The sequence below is a fragment of the Sphingobium fuliginis genome (genome assembly GCF_015074805.1).
In the GTDB taxonomy this organism is placed as follows: Bacteria; Pseudomonadota; Alphaproteobacteria; order Sphingomonadales; family Sphingomonadaceae; genus Sphingobium; species Sphingobium fuliginis.
The window spans coordinates 402,339-422,535 of sequence record NZ_CP060035.1 but is presented as its reverse complement, the minus strand read 5'-3'; the positions used below and the strand labels follow the sequence as shown (position 1 = coordinate 422,535).

Here is a 20,197-nt window from a genome sequence, read left to right as displayed (position 1 = left end):
TGATCCGCCCTTCCGCGGTTCAATACGGAAACGGAACGAGGCGGCGCCGTGTATCGGCGCCGCCTTTTCCATGGCAGGAGATCAGCGATGACGACGACAGCCAAGAAACGCCTGGAGGTCCGGGCCGCCGTTCCTTCCGATGTACGCGGCATCCAGCGACTGATCGCCCGGGTCTATCCCGGCATGCCCAATTATTCGCTCGCCACCCTGCGCGGGCAGATCAACAATTTCCCCAATGGCTGCTTCGTCGCGCTCTACGACAATAAGGTCGTCGGCTATTGCGCGACCATGCGGGTCAGCAAGGCGATGGCCTTTTCCCATCATGACTGGGAGGAGATCACCGCAAACGGCTTCGGCACGCGGCACAGCGCGGCGGGCGAGTGGCTGTACGGCTATGAAATGGCCGTCGACCCGAAGCTGCGCGGCCTGCGCATCGGCCAGCGCCTCTATGACGAGCGCAAGGAACTAGCCGAGGAACTGGACCTGCACGGCATCGTCATCGCCGGACGCATGCCGGGCTATGCGCGTGCGAAGCGGCGCGTCGATGGCCCGGCGGATTATCTGGACAAGGTCGTGCACGGCAAGCTGCGCGATCAGGTGATCAGCTTCCAGCTCAAGAACCAGTTCGAGCCGCTCGGCGTGCTGGAAAATTACCTGCCCGAAGACAGGCAGTCCGACGGACACGCCGCCCATCTGGTATGGCGCAACCCCTATGTCGACCCCGACGAAGCGCCCGAAATGCGGGTGCCGCGCGGCGTGGAAAGCGTCCGCCTAGCCACCTGTCAGTTGCAGGCCCGCGCCGTACAGGATTTTGACGAGTTCATTCGCAATATCGAATATTTCGTCGACGTGGCGGCAGATTATCGCTCCGATTTCATCGTCTTCCCCGAACTGTTCACCCTGCCGCTGCTCTCCTACGAAACCAAGAAGCTCTCCCCCATCGAGGCCATCGACAGGCTGACCGGCTACACCCCGCGCCTGACCCGCGAACTGGAGCGGATGGCGCTGGAATATAATATCAACATCATCGGCGGGTCCCACCCGACGCGGGCAGAGGATGGCGACATTCAGAACATCGCCTATGTCGCCCTGCGCGACGGTTCGCTGCACACGCAGGAGAAGATTCACCCCACGCCCAACGAAGCCTTCTGGTGGAACATCAAGGGCGGGGACTCGCTGGACGTGATCCAGACCGACTGCGGGCCGATCGGCGTGCTGATCTGCTATGACAGCGAATTTCCGGAACTGGCGCGGCGGCTGGTGGACCAGGGCGCGCGGATCATCTTCGTCCCCTTCTGCACCGACTCGCGGCTGGGTTACATGCGCGTGCGCTATTGCGCGCAGGCCCGCGCCATCGAGAACCAATGCTATGTCGTCATGTCGGGCAATGTCGGCAACCTGCCGAACGTCGACAATATGGACATTCAATATGCGCAGAGCGCGATCCTGACGCCCTGCGACCTGCCCTTTGCGCGCGACGGCATCGCAGCGGAATCGACGGAGAATGTCGAGACGCTGACCATGGCCGACGTGAACCTGGCGGACCTGAGCTGGGCGCGCGCGGAGGGTACGGTCCGCAACCTGCGCGACCGGCGGTTCGACCTCTATCATATCGACTGGGACAGCAATCCCGACCACAGCCATGCGCCGAGCGGCGGACCGGTGCCGGCGGGCGGGCACAATGCGCCGGGTGGCGGCTGAGCTTCTCCGCCGGGTCGCCTCTATGCGGACGATTTTTCGAGCATGACCGCCGTCCGCCCCTTGTAGACCGCCTCCCTGAACGGCGCATAGCCAAGCCTGGCCGCAAGCCTGAGCGATGGTTCGTTGGCGGGATCGATGAGGCAGACGGTTCGGCCGGCGTCCTTACGCCGCGCATACCAGTCGTGCGCGGCGCGGGCGGCCTCGAACGCGTAGCCGCGGCCATGTACCTCGGATGAGAAAATCCAGGCCGCTTCCCCCGCCTCGTCGAAATCATCGCCAAGGCCCCGATGGAAATCCGCCAGCCCGGTCTCTCCGACATAGCGGCCGCTGGCCTTTTCGATCACCGCGAAAATGCCGTAGCCCAGAAGGGACCAGTGCCCCTCATAACGCAGGATGCGGTTCCAGGCGTCTTCCGGCGAAGGAGCTACGCCGCCGATATGCCGCATCAGGTCCATGTCCGACCACATGGCGCAATAAGGCGCGAAGTCAGCGAGCGTGTAGGGGCGAAGGCGCAGTCTTTCCGTCTCGATCATTCCCCAGAGGATAGAGCGGCCCGGTTCGGCCGGCAACGGCTGGCGCCCTCCGACACGCAACCTCCCCCGTCGCGGATCATTGTCATCCGCATGCCGTCGACCGCCATCGCCCGTTTCGACTATGACGCCACCCAGCGCCGGCTGGACGTGCAGTTCGTCAGCGGGCGGCGCTACAGCTATCATGATGTCCCGGTGGACGTCGCGGAAGGCATGCGCGCCGCCACGTCCAAGGGCGGCTATTTCAACCGCCGCATCCGGGACCGCTACCGCTTCACTCGCCAGCCATCTATCACTCGACGGTGACGGACTTGGCGAGATTCCTTGGTTGATCGACGTCCGTGCCCTTGGCGACGGCGACATGATAGGCCAGTAACTGCACCGGCACGGCATAGACCATCGGCGCGATCAGCGGATGGACCTTGGGCATGGTGATCGTCGCCATGCAGCCCTCGCCCGCCGCCTGCACCCCGTCATAGTCGGAGATCAGTACCACCTTCCCGCCGCGCGCCTGCACTTCCTGCATGTTGCTGACGGTCTTTTCGAACAGCGGCCCGCTGGGCGCCAGCACGATCACCGGCACCTTGTCGTCGATCAAGGCGATGGGACCATGCTTCATCTCGCCCGCGGCATAGCCCTCGGCATGGATATAGCTGATTTCCTTGAGCTTCAGCGCCCCTTCCAGCGCCAGCGGATAGTCCGGCCCGCGCCCCAGATAGAGCACGTCGCGCGCGCCCGCGATCAGATGGGCCATCGCCTCGATCGATTCATCATAGGCCAGCGCCCCGTTCAGCGCGGCGGGCGCTTCGGACAGGTGGCGGACCAGTTCCTTCTCCGCCTTCGCGTCCAGCCGCCCCTTGGCGCGGGCGAGATTGGCCGCGAACGCCGCCAGCACCGCCAACTGGCAGGTGAAGGCCTTGGTCGACGCCACGCCGATCTCCGGCCCGGCATTGGTGGGCAGCAGCAGGTCCGCTTCCCGTGCCATGGTGCTGGTCGGCACGTTGACGACGGCGGCGATCTTCTGCCCTTCGGCCCGAGCATGGCGGAGCGCGGCGAGCGTATCGGCGGTCTCGCCCGATTGGCTGATGACGATCATCAGGCCGCCCTCCTCCATCACCGGGGCGCGGTAGCGGAACTCGCTCGCCACATCGATGTCGACAGGCACGCGGGCGAATTGCTCGAACCAATATTTGGCGACCATGCCCGCATAATAGCTGGTGCCGCAGGCGACGATGGTGACGCGGCGGATGGTCCCCAGGTCGAAATCGGGGATCGGCAGCGATACCTGATCCTCCATCCGGCGCAGATAGGAACGCAGGGTCTGGGCCACGACCACCGGCTGCTCGTAAATCTCCTTGAGCATATAGTGGCGGTGATTGCCCTTGGAGATCAGCTCGCCGGTCACGCCGGAAATGGTGACGGGACGTTCGACCGGATTGTTGTCCTTGTCGAAAATCTCCGCGCCGTCGCGAGTGATGATGACCCAGTCGCCCTCCTCCAGATAGGCGATGCGCTGAGTCAGCGGCGCCAGCGCCAGCGCGTCGGAACCGAGATAGGTCTCACCCTCGCCATAGCCCACCACCAGCGGCGAACCCAGGCGCGCGCCGATGAGGATTTCCGGATGGCTGCGGAACAGGATCGCCAGCGCGAAGGCGCCATGGAGGCGCGGCAAAACCTGCGCCACGGCATCGCGGGGCGACGCGCCCTGCTCCACCAGCTCGCTCACCAGATGGGCGACGACCTCCGTGTCGGTCTGGCTGTCGAAGGTCCGGCCCCGCGCCATCAGTTCCTCGCGCAGCGGCTTGAAATTCTCGATGATGCCGTTGTGGACGAGCGCCACTTCCTTCGTGGCGTGGGGATGGGCGTTGCTGGTCGTCGGCGCGCCATGGGTGGCCCAGCGGGTGTGGGCGATGCCGGTGGTGCCCGGCAGGGGCGCGGCGTCCAGTTCCTTCACCAGGTTGGCGAGCTTCCCCTCGGCCCGGCGGCGGTCGATCCGCCCGTCATGGACCGTGGCGACGCCCGCGCTGTCATAGCCGCGATATTCCAGGCGCCTGAGGCCCTCCACCAGCCGTCCCGCCACGTCGTCCTTGCCGATGATTCCGATGATACCGCACATGGATAGTCAGTCCCAAAGCCGTGAAAACTCTATGCTTACGCCGCCTATGCCACGATCATGCGGCGGGCGACAGGGGTACCGCATCATCGTGGATGAATTGTAATCAGCCAGACATCGGGGGGCGCCAGCATCCGGATCGGCAGGCCGCTGGTGCCGAGCCCCGCGGACACCACCATGGTCCGCCGCCCTTCCCGATACACCCCGCACGCATAGCGGGTGCCATAGCGCGAGGGCACATAGACGATGCCCGCAAAGGGCAAGGCCACCTGCCCGCAATGGGTATGCCCGACCAGCGTCAGCATCGCCCGGTCAGGCAGCAGCGGAAAGGCGTCCGGCCCGTGCGACAGCATCAGCGGCGCGCCGCCCAGCGCCTGCATGGCCGCCAGCGTCCCGGGAATATCGGGCCGCCCGGTATAGATGTCGCGCAGTCCGCCAATGGCCAGCGGTCCCCGCCGCACCGCCTGATTGTCGAGCAGGCGGATGCCGATCCGGCCGAACAGATCGCCCCATTGCCGGCGGCTGATCCCCGTATGCTTGCGCGCATCGTGATTGCCCAGCACCGCCACCACCCCCAGCGGGGCGCGCAAGGCGGCGAAGGGGGCGATGCTCTGCGCCGGATCATAGGTCGCACCGCCCTTGTCGTCCCCGATATAGTCGCCGCCCAGCACGATCAGCTTGGGCCTGAGGCCGTTCACCAGAGCGACGATCCGCGCCATCCGCTCCGGACTGTTATCGGGACCGGACAAATGGCTGTCGGTCAGCAGCGCCACCGTCACCGGGCGGCGCGGCGCATCCGCCGGAAAGGGCAGCGCGACGTCCAGCCGCCGCACGACCGGCATGGCCCGCGCATTGGCATAGAGCCAGACCGCCCCGCCCGGCACGGCCAGAAGGATGAGCAGCAGCGCCGCAAGCCAGCGCCGCCTTCGCAGAAGACCCGTCACTTGGCGGCTTTGCGCGCCTGCATCCGCGCCCGGAAGCGGGCCGCCCAGCCGGGCTTCGCCTCCTGCTTCGGCCGGACGAGGCATAGCGCGTCGGCCTCCACCGGCTGGGTCACGACGCTGCCGGCCGCCACGATCGCGCCGTCGCCTATCTTCACCGGCGCGACCAGCGCGCTGTTGGAGCCGATGAAGGCGCCCGCACCGATTTCCGTCCGATATTTGAAGAAGCCGTCATAATTGCAGGTGATGGTGCCCGCGCCGATATTCGCGCCCGCGCCCACGCTGGCGTCGCCGATATAGGACAGGTGATTGGCCTTGGCGCCCTCGCCCAGTTCGGCCTTCTTCACCTCGACGAAATTGCCGACCTTGGCCTTGACGCCGATCTTCGCGCCGGGACGCAGCCGGGCATAGGGGCCGATTTCCGCGCCCCTGCCGACGGCCGCGCCCTCCAGATGGGAGAAGGCATGGATGGTCGCGTCGTCCGCCACACTGACGCCGGGGCCGAAGACGACATGCGGCTCGATCACCACATCGCGGCCCAACAGCGTGTCATGCGCGAAGAACACCGTTTCCGGCGCGATCAGCGTCGCGCCCTCCCGCATCGCCTCTGCCCGGCGGCGGTCCTGCCAGACGGCCTCCACCCCCGCCAGTTCGGCGCGGCTGTTGACGCCCGCCACTTCCCAGGCCTCCGCCTCGATGACGGCGCTCTGCGCTCCGGGCAGCATGACGATGTCGGGCAGATAATATTCGCCCGCCGCATTGTCGTTGCCGATCTTGTCGAGCAGCACGAACAGATCGGTCGAGCGCACCGCCATCAGCCCGGAATTGCAGAGCGTCACCGCCCGCTCCTCCGCATTTGCGTCCTTATATTCGACCATCTTCTCGATCACGCCCTGGTCCCGGGCGATGATCCGGCCATAGGCGGCGGCATCTTCCGGCCGGAAGCCCAGCACCACGGCGCGCGGCTCGTCGCCCCAGTTCAGGCGGTCCAGCATGCTGCGCAGCGTTTCGGCGCGCACCAGCGGCACGTCGCCATAGAGGATCAATATGTCGCCCGCGAAACCGGCCAGCGCGTCATGCGCCTGCGCCACGGCATGGCCGGTGCCCAGCTGCTGTTCCTGCACGGCGATGACGGCGCCGCTGCCCTCCACCGCCTTCTCCACCTGTTCGCGCCCAGCGCCGACCACCACGACCTGCCGCTCGGGCTGCAACTCCGCCACGCTGGCGAGCAGATGGAGCAGCATCGGTCGCCCCGCAAACGGGTGCAGAACCTTGTGTCTGGCCGACTTCATGCGCGTGCCCTGCCCGGCGGCAAGGATGATCACGGCCAAGGGGCGAGCGGGGGAGCGGCTGGAGGTCACGGGGGCATCCTTCACGAAAGGGCCAAGAATCTGAGCGCTCTCTGCCATGTTTGACTTGCCTTTGCCACCACCCAGGCGGCATGAGCCGGGCATGGTTTCCATTCCCTTCGACATTGTCGGCTTCGACCTTGACGGCACCCTGCTCGATACCAGCGGCGACCTGGCGGCGGCGGTCAACTACGCCATCGCCACCGACGGGCGGCCGCCCTTTCCGGTCGAGGCGATCCATCCCTTTGTCGGCAAGGGGGCGAAGGTGATGCTTCAGCGCGCGCTCGACGCCTCGGGCGGCTATGACGACGCCATGCTGGAAAGGATGCTGCCGATCCTGCTGGATTATTATGAGCAGAATCTGGCGATCCATTCGCTGCCCTATCCGGGCCTGATCGCGGCGATGGATGCGCTGGAGGAGGCGGGCGTGAAGCTGGCCATCTGCACCAACAAGGCGGAGCGCTTCACCATTCCCCTGCTGCACCAGATCGGCCTGTCGGACCGTTTCACCAGCGTCGTCGGCGGCGACACGGTCGGCATCGCAAAGCCCGACCCGGCGCCGATCCACGCCATGATCGAGCGCGCGGGCGGCGGGCGGACGATCTTCCTGGGCGACACGATCAACGACATCGCCGGGGCGCGCAATGCGGGCATCCCCAGCATCGCCGTCAGCTTCGGCTTTCTCGACGGGCCGGTCGGGGCGCTGGAGGCCGACGCCGTCATCCACCATTTTGACGAGCTGGTGCCGCTGCTCGAAGGCTGGCCGGCATGACCCTCCGCCTGGAACGCGACGGCGCGGTCGCCACGCTGCTGATCGACCGGCCCCGGCAGCACAACGCCATGAACCAGGAGATGTGGGAGCGATTGCCCCAACTGGTGCAGGAAGCGATGGCGGACGAGGCGATCCGCGTGCTGATCCTGACATCGGCTGCACCGGGCCTGTTCTGCGCGGGTGCGGACATCCACGAATTCGCGCGTCATTCGGGCGAGGAGGATTGGCGCGTCGCCAATCAGGCGGCGATCCGCGCCACCCAATATGCCCTGGCCCATGCCGAAAAACCGGTGATCGCGGCCATAGACGGGGACGCGATCGGCGGCGGATGCGGCATGGCCATCGCCTGCGACCTGCGGATCGCCTCCCCCTCCGCCCGGCTGGGCATCACGCCGGCCAAGCTCGGGATCGTCTATTCGCTGTTCGACACCAGGCTGCTGGTGGATCTGGTGGGGCCGGCGCGGGCCAAGCGCATCCTGTTCACCGCCGCCCTCCATGATGCGGAGGATGCGCTCGCCATCGGCCTGATCGACCAGATCGCCCCCGCCCCGCTGGAGACAGCAGTGGAACTGGCTCGGCGCATGGCCGCCAATGCCCAGCATTCGATCCGTTCTTCCAAGGCGATCGTCCGCCGCATCCTGGATGGACAGGCGGACGACGACGCGGAAACGCTGGCCATGTTCCGGGACGCCTTCACCCTGCCCGACTTTCAGGAGGGCGTGCAGGCCTTCCGCGACAAGCGTCGTCCCCGCTTCTGACCCGCTCATCGCATGTTCATCCAAATTGGATGAACATCTCATCCGATCCGGAAGTATTTGTTAAGGATCGGCTTTTACCGGTCTCCCGACACGGACGACGCGCCGGCTCGCGCATGACTTTCGACCGATAGAAGGAACAGGCACGCAGCGTGGGAGAGAATTTCGCCTTCTTCCTGCCCGTCATGATGGCGAGCTTCGGCGTGGTTTTCGCCTTTGTCTGGACCCTGCGGGTGCGCGCCGCAGGATATTGGAGCGCCGCCTTCTTCTGCGTCGCGGGCGGCTTTGCCGTGCCGGCGGGATTCGCTCTTGTGCCGACGCCCCTCTGGGGTTTCCTGGCGGACCTGCTGTTCGCCAGCGGCTTCCTGCTGTTCAGCCAGGCTTTGCTGGAACGGTGGCGGCCCAACTGGCTGCTGCGGGTGCGGATCGCGATCTGGGCGCTGTCCGTGATGCTGTGCGCCGTTTCCCTCATGCTGGACAATCTGCCCTTCGAACTGGCTGCGTCCGATTTCGGCTGCTTCCTGCTGATCGGCCTGCCGCTGATCGCCGGCAGGGATCGCCTCGACAACTGGTCGGACCGCACATTGTTCGGCGCGGCGACGCTGGTCGCGCTGGACAATCTGATACGCGGCAGCACCGTGCCCCTTACCCTGTCGGGCGGCAGTTTCCTGAGCAGCGACTATGCCTTCCTGATGCAGGCGCTTGCCTGCGTCCTTGGCCTGTTCCTGGCTCTGGCCGCGCTTGCGGCGAATATGCTCGACCTTCTCGCCCGCTATCAGCGCGACGCGCTGCATGACCCCCTCTCCGGCCTGCTCAACCGACGGGGATTCGACGATGCCATCGGCCAGAGGGCACGGAAACTGCCGACGCAGGGCAGCCTGATCGTCTGCGACATCGACCATTTCAAGTCGATCAACGATGCCCATGGCCATGCGCTGGGCGATCGCGTGATCGTCACACTGGCGCGGATATTGGTGCAATTCGCGCCTGCCGAGGCCATCACGGCGCGCTTCGGCGGGGAGGAATTCATATTGTTCCTCCCCGATGCCGACGCGGCCCGGGCAGCCACGGTCGCCAATGACATTCGGGAGAGCATCGCGCAGGAGGTCGCTCGCCAGCTTGGCCTTTCGCGCCCCCTTACCGCCAGTTTCGGATTGTCGGCCGTCCAACCCGGAGATGCCGCGATCCACGATGCCATCGCGCGGGCGGATGCGGCGCTCTATGAAGCGAAGACCCATGGCCGCAACCGGGTTTGCGTGCGGCGGGCGCTTGCCGTGTCTGACAAGCGCGCCGACGGTCCAAGGCCCCGGGCCCAGAGCAGATAGAATTTGCTCCGCTCCATGCACGACCTGGGAACGGCATTCCAGCCTTCGCGAGAATGGGCGTGCCTCAACGCAATCGGGCAAGCTTCACGCAATGCTCCAATCGTCAATAGGTCATGAAAAAGGCCGCCCCGAAGGACGGCCTTCTCATTCTTTCCCAAGGGCGGGACGCGATCAGATGTGGATCGGCTTGCCCGTCACGGCCATGGCCGCTTCCTTGATCGCCTCGCTATGCGTCGGATGCGCGTGGCAGGTATAGGCGATGTCCTCGCTCGAAGCGCCGAACTCCATCGCCTGCGCCGCCTGCGCGATCATCGTGCCCGCAACCGTCGCGATGATCCAGACGCCCAGCACCTTGTCGGTTTCTGCATCGGCAATGATCTTCACGAAGCCATCGGGCTCATGGTTGGTCTTGGCGCGGCTGTTCGCCAGCATCGGGAATTTGCCGACCTTGATCGCGCCCTTTTCCTTGGCGGCCTCTTCCGTCAGGCCCACGCCAGCGATCTCCGGCTTGGTATAGACCACCGACGGGATCACGTCATGGTTCACGATCCCGGTCAGGCCCGCGATATTCTCGGCCACGGCAATGCCTTCATCCTCGGCCTTGTGCGCGAGCATCGGGCCGGGGATGACGTCGCCAATGGCCCAGACGCCGGGAACCTTGGTCGCGAAGTCATGATCGGTCTCGATCTGGCCACGGGCATTGAGTTCCAGACCGATCTTGTCGAGACCCAGCCCCTCCGTGTTCGGACGACGGCCGATCGACACCAGCACCACATCGGCCTCGATCTTCTCCGCCTCGCCGCCGGCGGCCGGCTCGACGGTCAGGGTCACGCCCTTCTTGCCGACTTCCGCGCCCGTGACCTTGGTGCCGAGCTTATATTCGAAGCCCTGCTTCTTGAAGATCTTGTTCGCTTCCTTGCGGACTTCGCCGTCCATGCCGGGCAGGATCTGGTCGAGGAACTCGACCACCGTGACCTTCGCACCAACGCGGCGCCACACCGAACCCAGTTCAAGCCCGATGACGCCGCCGCCGACGACGACCAGATGGCCGGGAACCTTGTCCAGTTCCAGCGCGCCGGTCGAATCGACGATTCTGCCCCCCGCATTGTCTACCGCAACGCCCGGAAGCGGCGTGACCGACGAGCCGGTGGCGATGACGATGTTCTTCGCCGTCACCGTCTTGCCCGCGACTTCAACTGTGTTGGCGCCGGTGAAGCTCGCCAGGCCCTTCAGCCAATCGACCTTGTTCTTCTTGAACAGATATTCGATGCCGCCGGTCAGGCCCTTGACCGCTTCCTTGCGCTGGCCCTGCATGGTGTCGAGGTCCAGGCTCATCTTGTCGATCTTCACGCCCAGCTTGGCGAGCGCGCCATTGGCGGCTTCCTCATACAGTTCCGAAGCGTGCAGCAGCGCCTTGGACGGAATGCAACCGACATTGAGGCAGGTGCCGCCCAGCGTCTCCCGGCTTTCGGCGCAGGCGGTCTTGAGGCCGAGCTGAGCCGCGCGGATCGCCGCGACATAACCACCGGGACCGGCGCCAATCACCAGAACATCATAATCGAAGTCTGCCATTTCTCACTCCATTGCCGTGCTCCCGCGAAAGCGGGAGCCCAGGGCGTCGTCAGAACAGCGTTTCGAACAAATCCGCCATTGTGGATTATCGCGTTCGATCAGCTCGATCTTCCAGGCGCGTTTCCATTTCTTCATCCGCAGTTCGCAATGTCGCGCTTCCTGCAGATCGTCATATGCCTCAAACCAGACCAAAAGCTTACAATCGTGGTCCTTGGTGAAACCGTCAATCAAGCCTTTGCGATGTTGATATGCCCTGGCCGCCAGATCGCTGGTGACACCCAGATATAGGGTGCCGTTGCGCCTGTTGGCCAGAAGATAGACATAGCCGGCTCGCGTAGCGCGTCTCCACCCTGGACTCCTGCTTCCGCAGGAGCACGGGTCGCATCTTTACAGGTCGATCAGCAGGCGGGTCGGGTCCTCGATCGCGTTCTTCACCGCGACGAGGAAGGTCACTGCCTCGCGACCGTCGATCAGGCGATGGTCATAGCTGAGCGCCAGATACATCATCGGGCGGATGACGATCTGGCCGTCGCGGACGACCGGACGATCCTCGATGCGGTGGAGGCCCAGCACCGCTGACTGCGGCGGGTTGATGATCGGGCTCGACAGCAGCGAACCGAACACGCCGCCATTGGAGATGGTGAAGGTGCCGCCCTTCATGTCCTCCATGGTCAGCGTGCCTTCCTTGGCCTTCTTGCCGAAGCTGCCGATCGTCTTCTCGATCTCGGCCACGCTCAGGCTCTCGGCATTGCGGATCACCGGCACGACCAGACCGTTCGGGGCCGACACGGCGACCGAGATGTCGGCGAAGTCGTTATAGACGATCTCGTCGCCTTCGATCTGCGCATTGACGCCCGGAATATCGCGCAGCGCCATGCAGACAGCCTTGGTGAAGAAGCCCATGAAGCCCAGGCGGACGCCATGCTTCTTCTCGAACAGGTCCTTGTATTTGGCGCGCGCCTCGATGACGTTGGTCATGTCGACGTCGTTATAGGTGGTCAGCAGCGCGGCGTTGTTCTGCGCTTCCTTGAGCCGCTTGGCGACGGTCTGGCGCAGGCGGGTCATCTTGACGCGTTCCTGCGCGCGGCTGGGGCCAGCGGCGGGCGCAGCAGTGGCGGGTGCGGCGGCAGGCGCAGCAGCGGCGGCCTTGGCGGTACCGGCGGCGGCGGCGGCCACGACGTCGTCCTTGGTCAGGCGACCGTCCTTGCCCGTGCCCTTGATCTTGCTCGGATCAAGGCCATGTTCCAGCACCAGACGGCGCACGGCGGGCGACAGGGTCAGGTTGCCGCCCTCATCCTCATCGGCGGGGGCCGAAGCGGCCGGGGCCGGCGTGGCGGCTTCCGCCTTGGCGGCGGGGGCCGGAGCAGCGGCAGGCGCTGCCGCAGCGGCCGCGCCCTCGTTGACATAGGCCAGCAGCGCGCCGACCTCGACCGTATCGCCTTCCTTGGCGACGATGTCGCCCAGCGTGCCGGCGGCCGGCGCGGGCACGTCGACCGCGACCTTGTCGGTTTCAAGACTGACGATAGGCTCGTCGGCCTTCACGGCGTCGCCGGGCTTCTTGAGCCACTGGCCGACGGTTGCTTCGGTAACGGATTCACCCAAGGTGGGGACTTTGACTTCGGTAGCCATGAGCTTGTTCAGCCTTTCTTCTGGCGACGGATTTCTTCACGGACGCTGTGACCCAGCGCATCGGCGACGAGGGCGCCCTGCTCAGCGACATGGCGCTTGGCGAGGCCCGTGGCGGGCGACGCCGACGCCTTGCGGCCGGCATAGCGGGCGCGCATCGGCGCCTTGCCGGCGGCTGCCAGCGCTTCCTCGACATAGGGCTCCACGAAGAACCATGCGCCGTTGTTGCGCGGTTCTTCCTGACACCAGACGACTTCTTCCAGGTTCGTCATGCGCTCGATGCGCTTGGCGAGGGCTTCGGCCGCGAACGGGTAGATCTGCTCGATGCGAACGATCTGCACGTCCGTGTCGCCCGCGGCGTCGCGGGCTTCCATCAGGTCGTAGAAGACCTTGCCGGAGCAGAGCACCAGGCGGCGGGTGTCCTTGTCGGCGGCCCCATTGGGGTCCGACAGGATGCGCTTGAAGTGCGTTTCGCCCAGGAAGTCCTCCGCCTTGCTGACCGCCAGCTTGTGGCGCAGCAGCGACTTGGGCGCCATGATGATCAGCGGCTTGCGGAACGGCCGCAGCATCTGACGACGCAGGACATGGAAGTAATTGGCCGGGGTCGTGATGTTCGCGACCTGGATATTCCCTTCCGCGCAAAGCTGGAGATAGCGCTCCAGCCGGGCCGAGCTATGCTCGGGACCCTGACCTTCATAGCCGTGCGGCAGCAGGCAGACGAGGCCGTTGGACCGCAGCCACTTGGTCTCCGATGAAGCGATATACTGGTCGAAGATGATCTGCGCGCCATTGGCGAAGTCGCCGAACTGCGCTTCCCACAGCACCAGGCTCTTCGGATCGGCCAGCGCGAAGCCATATTCGAAGCCCAGCACGCCATATTCGGAGAGCGGCGAATCCAGCACCTCGAACCGGCCGTGCGGCACGGTCGAGAGCGGGATATATTTGTTCTCCCTATCCTGGTCGGTCCAGACCGCGTGCCGCTGGCTGAAGGTGCCGCGCCCGGAATCCTGGCCCGACAAGCGGACGCCATAGCCTTCCGACAGCAGCGATCCGAAGGCCAGCGCCTCGCCGGTAGCCCAGTCGAAATTCTCGCCGGACTTGAACATCTCGGCCTTGGCGTCGATCACGCGCTTCAGCGTCTTGTGGACGTTGAGGCCCTCCGGAATCGCCGTCAGCGTCTTGCCCAGGCTGTCGAACAGCTTCTGGCTGATGGCGGACTCGACGCTCTGGCGGCTGGTTTCGGCATCGGCCGGCTTGTGCAGGCCGGACCACCGACCGGCGAACCAGTCGGCCTTGTTGGGCTTGTAGCTCTTGCCGGCCTCGAACTCTTCCTCCAGATGGTTGACGAAGTCGCCCGTCACCTGGGCGACGAAATCATCGTCGACCACGCCCTCCGCCTTCAGCCGCGCCGAATAGACGTCGCTGACCGGCGGATGCTGACGGATCTTCGCATACATTTGCGGCTGGGTGAAGGACGGCTCGTCGCCTTCATTGTGACCGAAGCGGCGATAGCACCACATGTCGATCACGATGTCGCGGTGGAAGGTCTGGCGATATTCCATCGCCAGCTTGCACGCGAAGGTCACGGCCTCCGGATCATCGCCATTGACGTGCAGGATCGGGGCCTGGACACCCTTCGCCACATCACTGGGATAAGGCGAACCGCGCGAAAATTGCGGGCTGGTCGTGAAGCCGATCTGGTTGTTGACGATGAAGTGGATGCAGCCGCCGGTATTATAGCCCGACACGCCGGAGAAGCCGAAGCATTCCCAGACGATGCCCTGTCCCGCAAAGGCCGCGTCGCCGTGGATCAGCACGGGCAGCACCTGCTCATGCTTGGCGAGGTCGTCGCGGAAGGTCTGCTGCGCGCGCACCTTGCCCAGCACCACCGGATCGACGGTTTCGAGGTGCGACGGATTGGGGACCAGCGACATATGGACCTTGACGCCGTCGAACTCACGGTCGGTCGAGGTGCCGAGGTGATATTTGACGTCGCCCGATCCGCCGACATCCTCGGGATTGGCGGTGCCGCCCGAAAATTCGTGGAAGATGACGCGGAAGCCCTTGGCCATCACATTGGCGAGCACGTTCAGCCGGCCGCGATGCGCCATGCCATAGACGATCTCGCGCACGCCCTGCGCGCCGCCATATTTGATGATGGCTTCCAGCGCCGGGATCATCGATTCGCCGCCGTCCAGGCCGAAGCGCTTGGTGCCGACATATTTGCGGCCCAGGAACTTCTCATATTGCTCGGCGTGGATCACCTTGGCCAGGATCGCCTTCTTGCCTTCCGGCGTGAAATGGATTTCCTTGTCCTTGCCCTCCAGACGCTCCTGCAGGAAACGGCGTTCCTCCACGTCCGCGATGTGCATATATTCCAGGCCGACATTGCCGCAATAATTGGCGCGCAGGATCGCCACGATCTCACGCACGGTCGCATATTGCAGGCCCAGCGTGCCGCCCAGATAGACCTTCTTGTCCGGATCGTTCAGGCCGTGATATTCCGGCGTCAGGTCGGCCGGCAGATCGCGTTGGGTCAACCCCAGCGGGTCGAGATTGGCAGCCAGATGACCACGTACGCGATATGTGCGGATCAACATCTGCGCGCGTATTGCATCGTCGGCCGCACTTACGGCATCAGCATCCGAAACCGCCTTGCCACTGGCCTTGGCGGCGGCCTTCACGGCCACTTGCATCTGCGTGGGGTCAAGCGCCCCGGTCAGGTCGTCGGTGTCGATCGGCGGCCAGTTGGTGCGCGCCCAGCTCGGTCCGCGCTCAATCTCGAAGTCCTGGTTTTCGTAACCCATTTCTCTCGTCCCATGCCAACCGCGTGCAGTCGCGGGTGCGGGGTAACAGATGGCCGGGGTGCAGCCCGGCCATCTCCATGGCTGGATCAGCCCTTCAGCACTTCCAGCAGGGTCGTGCCGAGTTCGGAGGGGCTCGCCGCAACCTTGATGCCGGCTGCTTCCATCGCCGCGATCTTGCTCTCAGCGTCGCCCTTGCCGCCAGACACGATCGCGCCGGCATGACCCATGCGGCGTCCCGGAGGCGCGGTGCGGCCTGCGATGAAGCCGGCCATCGGCTTCTTGCGGCCCTTCTTCGCTTCGTCGATCAGGAACTGGGCGGCCTGTTCCTCCGCGTCGCCACCGATTTCACCGATCATGATGATCGATTCGGTGGCGTCGTCGGCCAGGAACAGTTCCAGCACGTCGATGAAGTTGGTGCCGTTCACCGGATCGCCGCCGATGCCGACGGCCGTGGTCTGGCCCAGGCCCGCATTGGTGGTCTGGAACACGGCTTCATAGGTCAGCGTGCCGGAGCGCGAGACGACGCCGACGCTGCCCTTGGAGAAGATGTTGCCCGGCATGATGCCGATCTTGCATTCGCCCGGCGTCAGCAGGCCGGGGCAGTTCGGGCCGATCAGGCGCGACTTCGAACCCGAAAGGGCGCGCTTCACCTTCACCATGTCCAGCACCGGAATGCCTTCGGTGATGCAGACGATCAGCGGGATTTCGGCGTCGATCGCTTCCAGGATCGAGTCGGCCGCGAACGGCGGCGGAACATAGATGACCGACGCATCGGCGCCGGTCTTAGACTTGGCTTCGGCCACGGTGTCGAACATGGGCAGGCCGATATGGGTCGTGCCGCCCTTGCCCGGCGTGACGCCGCCGACCATCTGCGTGCCATAGGCCAGGGCGGTTTCGGTGTGGAAGGTACCGGTGGCACCGGTCATACCCTGGGTGATCACCTTGGTGTTCTTGTTCACCAGAATGGACATGGGCGTCCCTTCATTTTCTGTGGACGTGGCACTTTGGGTCTAAAGGCGGACCGCCCCAGGCTGCGCACTTACCTGGGACGGTCCGGTGCAAGCTCGTTTGCGGATCAGGCCAGCGAAGGATCGATGCCCTTGCAGGCTTCCAGCAGTTCCTTGACGGCGTCGATCGACACCTGAAGGTTCGCCTTGGCTTCGTCGTCCAGCTCGATCTCGACGACCTGCTCGACACCGCCGGCGCCGATGATCACGGGCACGCCGACATAGAGATTGTCGACGCCATACTGGCCGGTCAGGTTGGCGGCGCAGGGCAGCAGGCGCTTCTTGTCGCCCAGATAGGCTTCAGCCATGGCGATGGCGCTGGTGGCCGGCGCATAGAAGGCCGAGCCGGTCTTCAGCAGCGCGACGATCTCGCCGCCGCCCGAACGGGTGCGCTGCACGATGGCGTCGATGCGCTCCTTGGTCGAGCGGCCCTGCTTGATCAGGTCGGGAACCGGGATGCCCGCGACGGTCGAATATTCGATCACCGGGACCATCGTGTCGCCATGGCCGCCGAGCACGAAGCTGGTGACGTCCTTGGCCGACACGTTGAATTCTTCCGCGAGGAAATGGTTGAAGCGCGACGAGTCGAGCACGCCCGCCATGCCGACCACCTTGTTGTGCGGCAAGCCGGAAAATTCGCGCAGCGCCCACACCATCGCGTCGAGCGGGTTGGTGATGCAGATGACGAAGGCGTCGGGCGCGTTGGCGGCGATGCCCTCGCCCACGGCCTTCATGACCTTGAGGTTGATGCCCAGCAGGTCGTCGCGGCTCATGCCCGGCTTGCGGGCGACGCCGGCGGTGACGATGATGACGTCCGCGCCCGCAATGTCGGCATAATCGTTGGAGCCGGTGATCTTCGCATCGAAGCCTTCGACCGAAGCGCATTGCGACAGGTCGAGCGCCTTGCCCTGCGGCACGCCTTCGACGACGTCGAAGAGGACGATGTCGCCAAGCCCCTTGAGAGCCGCCAGATGCGCGAGCGTGCCACCGATATTACCAGCGCCGATAAGCGCGATCTTCTTACGGGCCATATGCAATCATCCTCCAAGCCGTAAACTGGAATTGCCAAGAAACCGGAACTGAAAGTGCGCTTAGGCCTATCCGCCCTAGGTTTCAACCGCGCAAAGGCCCGCATGCCAATTTATCTTTGCAATTCATTCGCAATTTCATTAATAGCCGTTTCGCCTCTGTCGCCCACGCGCTCCTACCCTGGCGCATGGCCCTTCCCCACAGCGGCCACCTGCCGCACGCCTCCCTTCAATGGGAGCGTGCGGACCCTTTTTTCCAGAGCGGACAATGGCGAATTCGACGGAGCGAGATTATTTCTCGCCGTGGCCCAGCGCCAGATAGTCGTCGGACTGCATTTCCATCAGGCGGGATACGGTGCGCTCGAACTCGAACGCGCCATCGCCCTCCGGGTAGAGACGCGCCGGTTCCGCATCGGCGGAGGCGAGCAGTTTCACCTTATATTCGTAGAGCGCGTCGATCAGCGTCACGAAACGCGCGGCCTCATTGCGTTTCTCCGGCCCCAGCACCGGAATGCCGACGATGATGACGGTGTGATATTTGCGGGCGATCGCCAGATAGTCCGGCGCGCCCCGGGCCTCGACGCAGAGGCGCTTGAAGGAAAAGACGGCGACGCCCTTCAGGCTCTTGGGCACATGCAGCGTCCGGCCGCCCTGCACCTTGATGTCCTCGGCCGGAACCTTCGCCCGGTCTTCGACCGGATAGTCGGTCAGGCGGAAAAAGGCTTCCGACAGCGCCCTGGTCGCTTCCGGACCGTTGGGCGCGTGCCACAGGGTCGCATCGCCCAGGCGATCGCGGCGATAGTCCGTCGGACCGTTCAGGGTCATGACGTCCAGCTTCGCCTTGATGAGGTCGATGAAGGGCAGGAAAAGCTGGCGGTTGAGACCGTTCTTGTAGAGTTCGTCCGGCTCGCGGTTGGAGGTGGTGACGATCGTCACCCGCTTTTCCAGCAAGCCGGTAAAGAGCCGCGACATGATCGCGGCATCGGCCATATTGTTGACGACCATCTCGTCGAAACAGAGCAGCCGCGCCTCCTCCGCCAGCGACTCGACGACCGGGGGGATCGGGTCGCCCGTCTCCGACTTGCGCGCCTCGGCCAGCCGGGCATGGACATCGAGCATGAATTCGTGGAAATGGGCGCGCTTCTTGCGCTGGACATGCACCGTGTCGAAGAACAGGTCCATCAGCATCGACTTGCCGCGCCCGACGCCGCCCCACATGTAGAGGCCGCGCGGCGGTTCCGGCGCCTTTCGCAGCAGCCTCCACAAGGTCGAACCGCGCGGCGGCGACGCCTCCAGTTCCTGCTGGAGCCGGTCCAGGCGCATCGCCGCCGCCCGCTGGTCGGGGTCGGGCCGCAATTCGCCCGCGGTCACGAGCGCGTCGTAACGGGCGATGACGCTGCTCACCCTGGCAGCGGCTTCTTGGGTTCCGGCGCCTTGCGCACGGTCCCGGTGGATGCCGCGATCAGGTCGTCATCCTGGGAAATGGTCAGGCGCAGGAACATCAGCCGCCCCGTCTCCCGCAGCAATTCGACCTCCGCGCGCAGGACGGGACCGATCTTTCCGGAGCCACAATATTGCATGCTGAGGTCAACGGTCACCGCCGCCGCCTGTTCCGGGCGCCCCATCGCCGCCAGGGCCGCGAAATAGGCATGATCGGCAAATCCGGCGAGAAAGCCGCCATGCAGCGCCCCCAGCCGGTTGGCGTGCGACGGCAGGCTTTCCAGCATGACCGTCGCCCTGCCCGCCGCATCGCTGCGCGAATAGCTGGTGCCGATGGCCGAGTCGAGGAACGTGCCCGGCGCCGTGTCGGTCCAGCACGACCAGCCCGCCCAGGGCCCTTCGGCCACCGGGCTCAGATGACCCGCTCCGTCGCTCACCGTGTCAGAGTTGCCGCTCGACCATCATCTTCTTGGTTTCCGCGATCGCCTTGGCCGGGCTCAGACCCTTGGGGCAGACATTCGCGCAGTTCATGATGGTGTGGCAGCGATAGAGGCGGAAGGGGTCCTCCAGCTCGTCCAGACGCTCGCCGGTATATTCGTCGCGGCTGTCGGCCAGCCAGCGATAGGCCTGGAGCAGGATCGCCGGGCCCAGGAACTTGTCGCTGTTCCACCAGTAGCTGGGGCAGGAGGTCGAGCAGCAGGCGCACAGGATGCACTCATAGAGACCGTCCAGCTTCTCGCGGTCGGCGGGCGACTGGAGCCGTTCCTTGCCGCTGGGCGCCGGGCTGACGGTTTGCAGCCAGGGCTTGATGCTGTTGTACTGGGCGTAGAAATGGGTGAAATCGGGGACCAGATCCTTGATGACGTCCATGTGCGGCAGCGGCGTGACGCGCACTTCCTTGCCCGCGCATTCCTCGATCGAGGTGGTGCAGGCCAGGCCGTTGCGGCCGTTCATGTTCATCGAGCAGGAACCGCAAATGCCCTCGCGGCAGGAACGGCGGAAGGTCAGCGTCGGATCATATTCATTCTTGATCTTCAGCAGGGCATCCAGAACCATCGGCCCGCAATTGTCGAGATCGATCTCGAACGTGTCGTAGCGCGGATTCTGCCCGGAGTCGGGATCGTAGCGATAGACCTTGAAGCTCTTGACGTTCGTCGCGCCGTCGGGCGCCTTGTGGGTTACGCCCTTGGCGCTGATCTTGCTGTTCTTGGGCAGCGAAAATTCGGCCATT

17 protein-coding genes and 1 pseudogene are annotated in these 20,197 nt (G+C 64.9%); 5 read left to right on the top strand and 13 right to left on the bottom strand.

Annotated features, from left to right (window positions below; genetic code table 11):
• Positions 1 to 87: 87 nt before the first annotated feature.
• Positions 88 to 1,701: a bifunctional GNAT family N-acetyltransferase/carbon-nitrogen hydrolase family protein gene (locus H5V43_RS01985; protein WP_025547846.1), complete on the top strand. Its 1,614-nt coding sequence runs from the start codon at positions 88 to 90 to the stop codon at positions 1,699 to 1,701.
• A gap of 20 nt (positions 1,702 to 1,721) precedes the next feature.
• On the opposite strand, the gene H5V43_RS01980 is transcribed toward H5V43_RS01985, so the two are convergent.
• Positions 1,722 to 2,270 carry a GNAT family N-acetyltransferase gene (locus tag H5V43_RS01980; protein ID WP_244968646.1) on the bottom strand — a complete coding sequence of 183 codons (549 nt, stop codon included), beginning with the start codon at positions 2,268 to 2,270 and terminating at the stop codon, positions 1,722 to 1,724.
• A 54-nt stretch (positions 2,271 to 2,324) separates the two neighbouring features.
• Between H5V43_RS01980 and H5V43_RS01975 the strand changes: the two genes are divergently transcribed.
• Positions 2,325 to 2,537, top strand: coding sequence for a KTSC domain-containing protein (locus tag H5V43_RS01975; protein ID WP_025547842.1), 213 nt, complete (start codon positions 2,325 to 2,327; stop codon positions 2,535 to 2,537).
• Here H5V43_RS01975 and glmS read toward each other — a convergent pair.
• The 3 genes from glmS to glmU form a co-directional block, all read right to left on the bottom strand.
• Entirely contained in the window at positions 2,524 to 4,347 is a 1,824-nt protein-coding gene (gene glmS / locus H5V43_RS01970; protein ID WP_025547841.1) for a glutamine--fructose-6-phosphate transaminase (isomerizing), read from the bottom strand. The genes H5V43_RS01975 and glmS overlap by 14 nt on opposite strands.
• 83 nt (positions 4,348 to 4,430) lie before the next feature.
• Entirely contained in the window at positions 4,431 to 5,288 is an 858-nt protein-coding gene (locus H5V43_RS01965; RefSeq protein ID WP_025547839.1) for a metallophosphoesterase, read from the bottom strand.
• The gene (gene glmU, locus H5V43_RS01960) at positions 5,285 to 6,577 is read right to left on the bottom strand and encodes a bifunctional UDP-N-acetylglucosamine diphosphorylase/glucosamine-1-phosphate N-acetyltransferase GlmU (RefSeq protein WP_244968690.1); all 1,293 of its coding nucleotides are present in this window, start codon (positions 6,575 to 6,577) and stop codon (positions 5,285 to 5,287) included. The genes H5V43_RS01965 and glmU overlap by 4 nt, the downstream gene beginning before the upstream one ends.
• 160 nt (positions 6,578 to 6,737) lie before the next feature.
• On the opposite strand from glmU, the gene H5V43_RS01955 reads away from it, so the two are divergent.
• From H5V43_RS01955 to H5V43_RS01945, 3 genes are all read left to right on the top strand, one after another.
• Positions 6,738 to 7,406, top strand: a complete 669-nt coding sequence (locus tag H5V43_RS01955) for an HAD family hydrolase (RefSeq protein WP_025547837.1) — start codon at positions 6,738 to 6,740, stop codon at positions 7,404 to 7,406.
• On the top strand, positions 7,403 to 8,164 hold the full coding sequence (locus tag H5V43_RS01950) for an enoyl-CoA hydratase/isomerase family protein (protein WP_025547835.1): 762 nt from the start codon (positions 7,403 to 7,405) through the stop codon (positions 8,162 to 8,164). Before H5V43_RS01955 ends, H5V43_RS01950 begins: the two co-directional genes overlap by 4 nt.
• Positions 8,165 to 8,313: 149 nt before the next feature.
• Positions 8,314 to 9,486: a GGDEF domain-containing protein gene (locus tag H5V43_RS01945; protein ID WP_025547834.1), complete on the top strand. Its 1,173-nt coding sequence runs from the start codon at positions 8,314 to 8,316 to the stop codon at positions 9,484 to 9,486.
• A gap of 171 nt (positions 9,487 to 9,657) precedes the next feature.
• Here the strand turns inward: H5V43_RS01945 and lpdA are convergent, their stop codons facing one another.
• From lpdA to H5V43_RS01900, 9 genes and pseudogenes are all read right to left on the bottom strand, one after another.
• Entirely contained in the window at positions 9,658 to 11,058 is a 1,401-nt protein-coding gene (lpdA, locus tag H5V43_RS01940) for a dihydrolipoyl dehydrogenase (RefSeq protein ID WP_025547832.1), read from the bottom strand.
• A 49-nt stretch (positions 11,059 to 11,107) separates the two neighbouring features.
• Positions 11,108 to 11,370, bottom strand: a pseudogene (locus H5V43_RS01935) (GIY-YIG nuclease family protein).
• Between the two features lie 75 nt (positions 11,371 to 11,445).
• Positions 11,446 to 12,687 (bottom strand): 2-oxoglutarate dehydrogenase complex dihydrolipoyllysine-residue succinyltransferase, encoded by a 1,242-nt coding sequence (gene odhB, locus H5V43_RS01930; protein ID WP_099186336.1) that lies wholly within the window; start codon positions 12,685 to 12,687, stop codon positions 11,446 to 11,448.
• 8 nt (positions 12,688 to 12,695) lie between these two features.
• The gene (locus tag H5V43_RS01925; protein WP_044661782.1) at positions 12,696 to 15,491 is read right to left on the bottom strand and encodes a 2-oxoglutarate dehydrogenase E1 component; all 2,796 of its coding nucleotides are present in this window, start codon (positions 15,489 to 15,491) and stop codon (positions 12,696 to 12,698) included.
• Positions 15,492 to 15,577: 86 nt separating this feature from the next.
• Positions 15,578 to 16,462, bottom strand: a complete 885-nt coding sequence (sucD, locus tag H5V43_RS01920; RefSeq protein WP_025547828.1) for a succinate--CoA ligase subunit alpha — start codon at positions 16,460 to 16,462, stop codon at positions 15,578 to 15,580.
• 104 nt (positions 16,463 to 16,566) lie between these two features.
• Positions 16,567 to 17,529, bottom strand: a complete 963-nt coding sequence (mdh, locus tag H5V43_RS01915; RefSeq protein ID WP_044661781.1) for a malate dehydrogenase — start codon at positions 17,527 to 17,529, stop codon at positions 16,567 to 16,569.
• Between the two features lie 288 nt (positions 17,530 to 17,817).
• Positions 17,818 to 18,930: a cell division protein ZapE gene (gene zapE, locus H5V43_RS01910; protein WP_025547826.1), complete on the bottom strand. Its 1,113-nt coding sequence runs from the start codon at positions 18,928 to 18,930 to the stop codon at positions 17,818 to 17,820.
• Entirely contained in the window at positions 18,927 to 19,373 is a 447-nt protein-coding gene (locus H5V43_RS01905; protein WP_037481754.1) for a PaaI family thioesterase, read from the bottom strand. Before H5V43_RS01905 ends, zapE begins: the two co-directional genes overlap by 4 nt.
• Positions 19,374 to 19,407: 34 nt before the next feature.
• Positions 19,408 to 20,196 (bottom strand): succinate dehydrogenase iron-sulfur subunit, encoded by a 789-nt coding sequence (locus H5V43_RS01900; RefSeq protein WP_025547823.1) that lies wholly within the window; start codon positions 20,194 to 20,196, stop codon positions 19,408 to 19,410.
• Position 20,197: the final 1 nt, after the last annotated feature.

Coding starts and splice junctions, on each gene's coding strand:
- H5V43_RS01900 (WP_025547823.1), bottom strand. CDS start 20,196: ATGGCCGAATTTTCGCTGCCCAAGAACAGCAAGATCAGCGCCAAGGGC.
- lpdA (WP_025547832.1), bottom strand. CDS start 11,058: ATGGCAGACTTCGATTATGATGTTCTGGTGATTGGCGCCGGTCCCGGT.
- mdh (WP_044661781.1), bottom strand. CDS start 17,529: ATGGCCCGTAAGAAGATCGCGCTTATCGGCGCTGGTAATATCGGTGGC.
- glmU (WP_244968690.1), bottom strand. CDS start 6,577: ATGAAGTCGGCCAGACACAAGGTTCTGCACCCGTTTGCGGGGCGACCG.
- H5V43_RS01925 (WP_044661782.1), bottom strand. CDS start 15,491: ATGGGTTACGAAAACCAGGACTTCGAGATTGAGCGCGGACCGAGCTGG.
- H5V43_RS01955 (WP_025547837.1), top strand. CDS start 6,738: ATGGTTTCCATTCCCTTCGACATTGTCGGCTTCGACCTTGACGGCACC.
- glmS (WP_025547841.1), bottom strand. CDS start 4,347: ATGTGCGGTATCATCGGAATCATCGGCAAGGACGACGTGGCGGGACGG.
- odhB (WP_099186336.1), bottom strand. CDS start 12,687: ATGGCTACCGAAGTCAAAGTCCCCACCTTGGGTGAATCCGTTACCGAA.
- H5V43_RS01950 (WP_025547835.1), top strand. CDS start 7,403: ATGACCCTCCGCCTGGAACGCGACGGCGCGGTCGCCACGCTGCTGATC.
- sucD (WP_025547828.1), bottom strand. CDS start 16,462: ATGTCCATTCTGGTGAACAAGAACACCAAGGTGATCACCCAGGGTATG.
- H5V43_RS01985 (WP_025547846.1), top strand. CDS start 88: ATGACGACGACAGCCAAGAAACGCCTGGAGGTCCGGGCCGCCGTTCCT.
- H5V43_RS01975 (WP_025547842.1), top strand. CDS start 2,325: ATGCCGTCGACCGCCATCGCCCGTTTCGACTATGACGCCACCCAGCGC.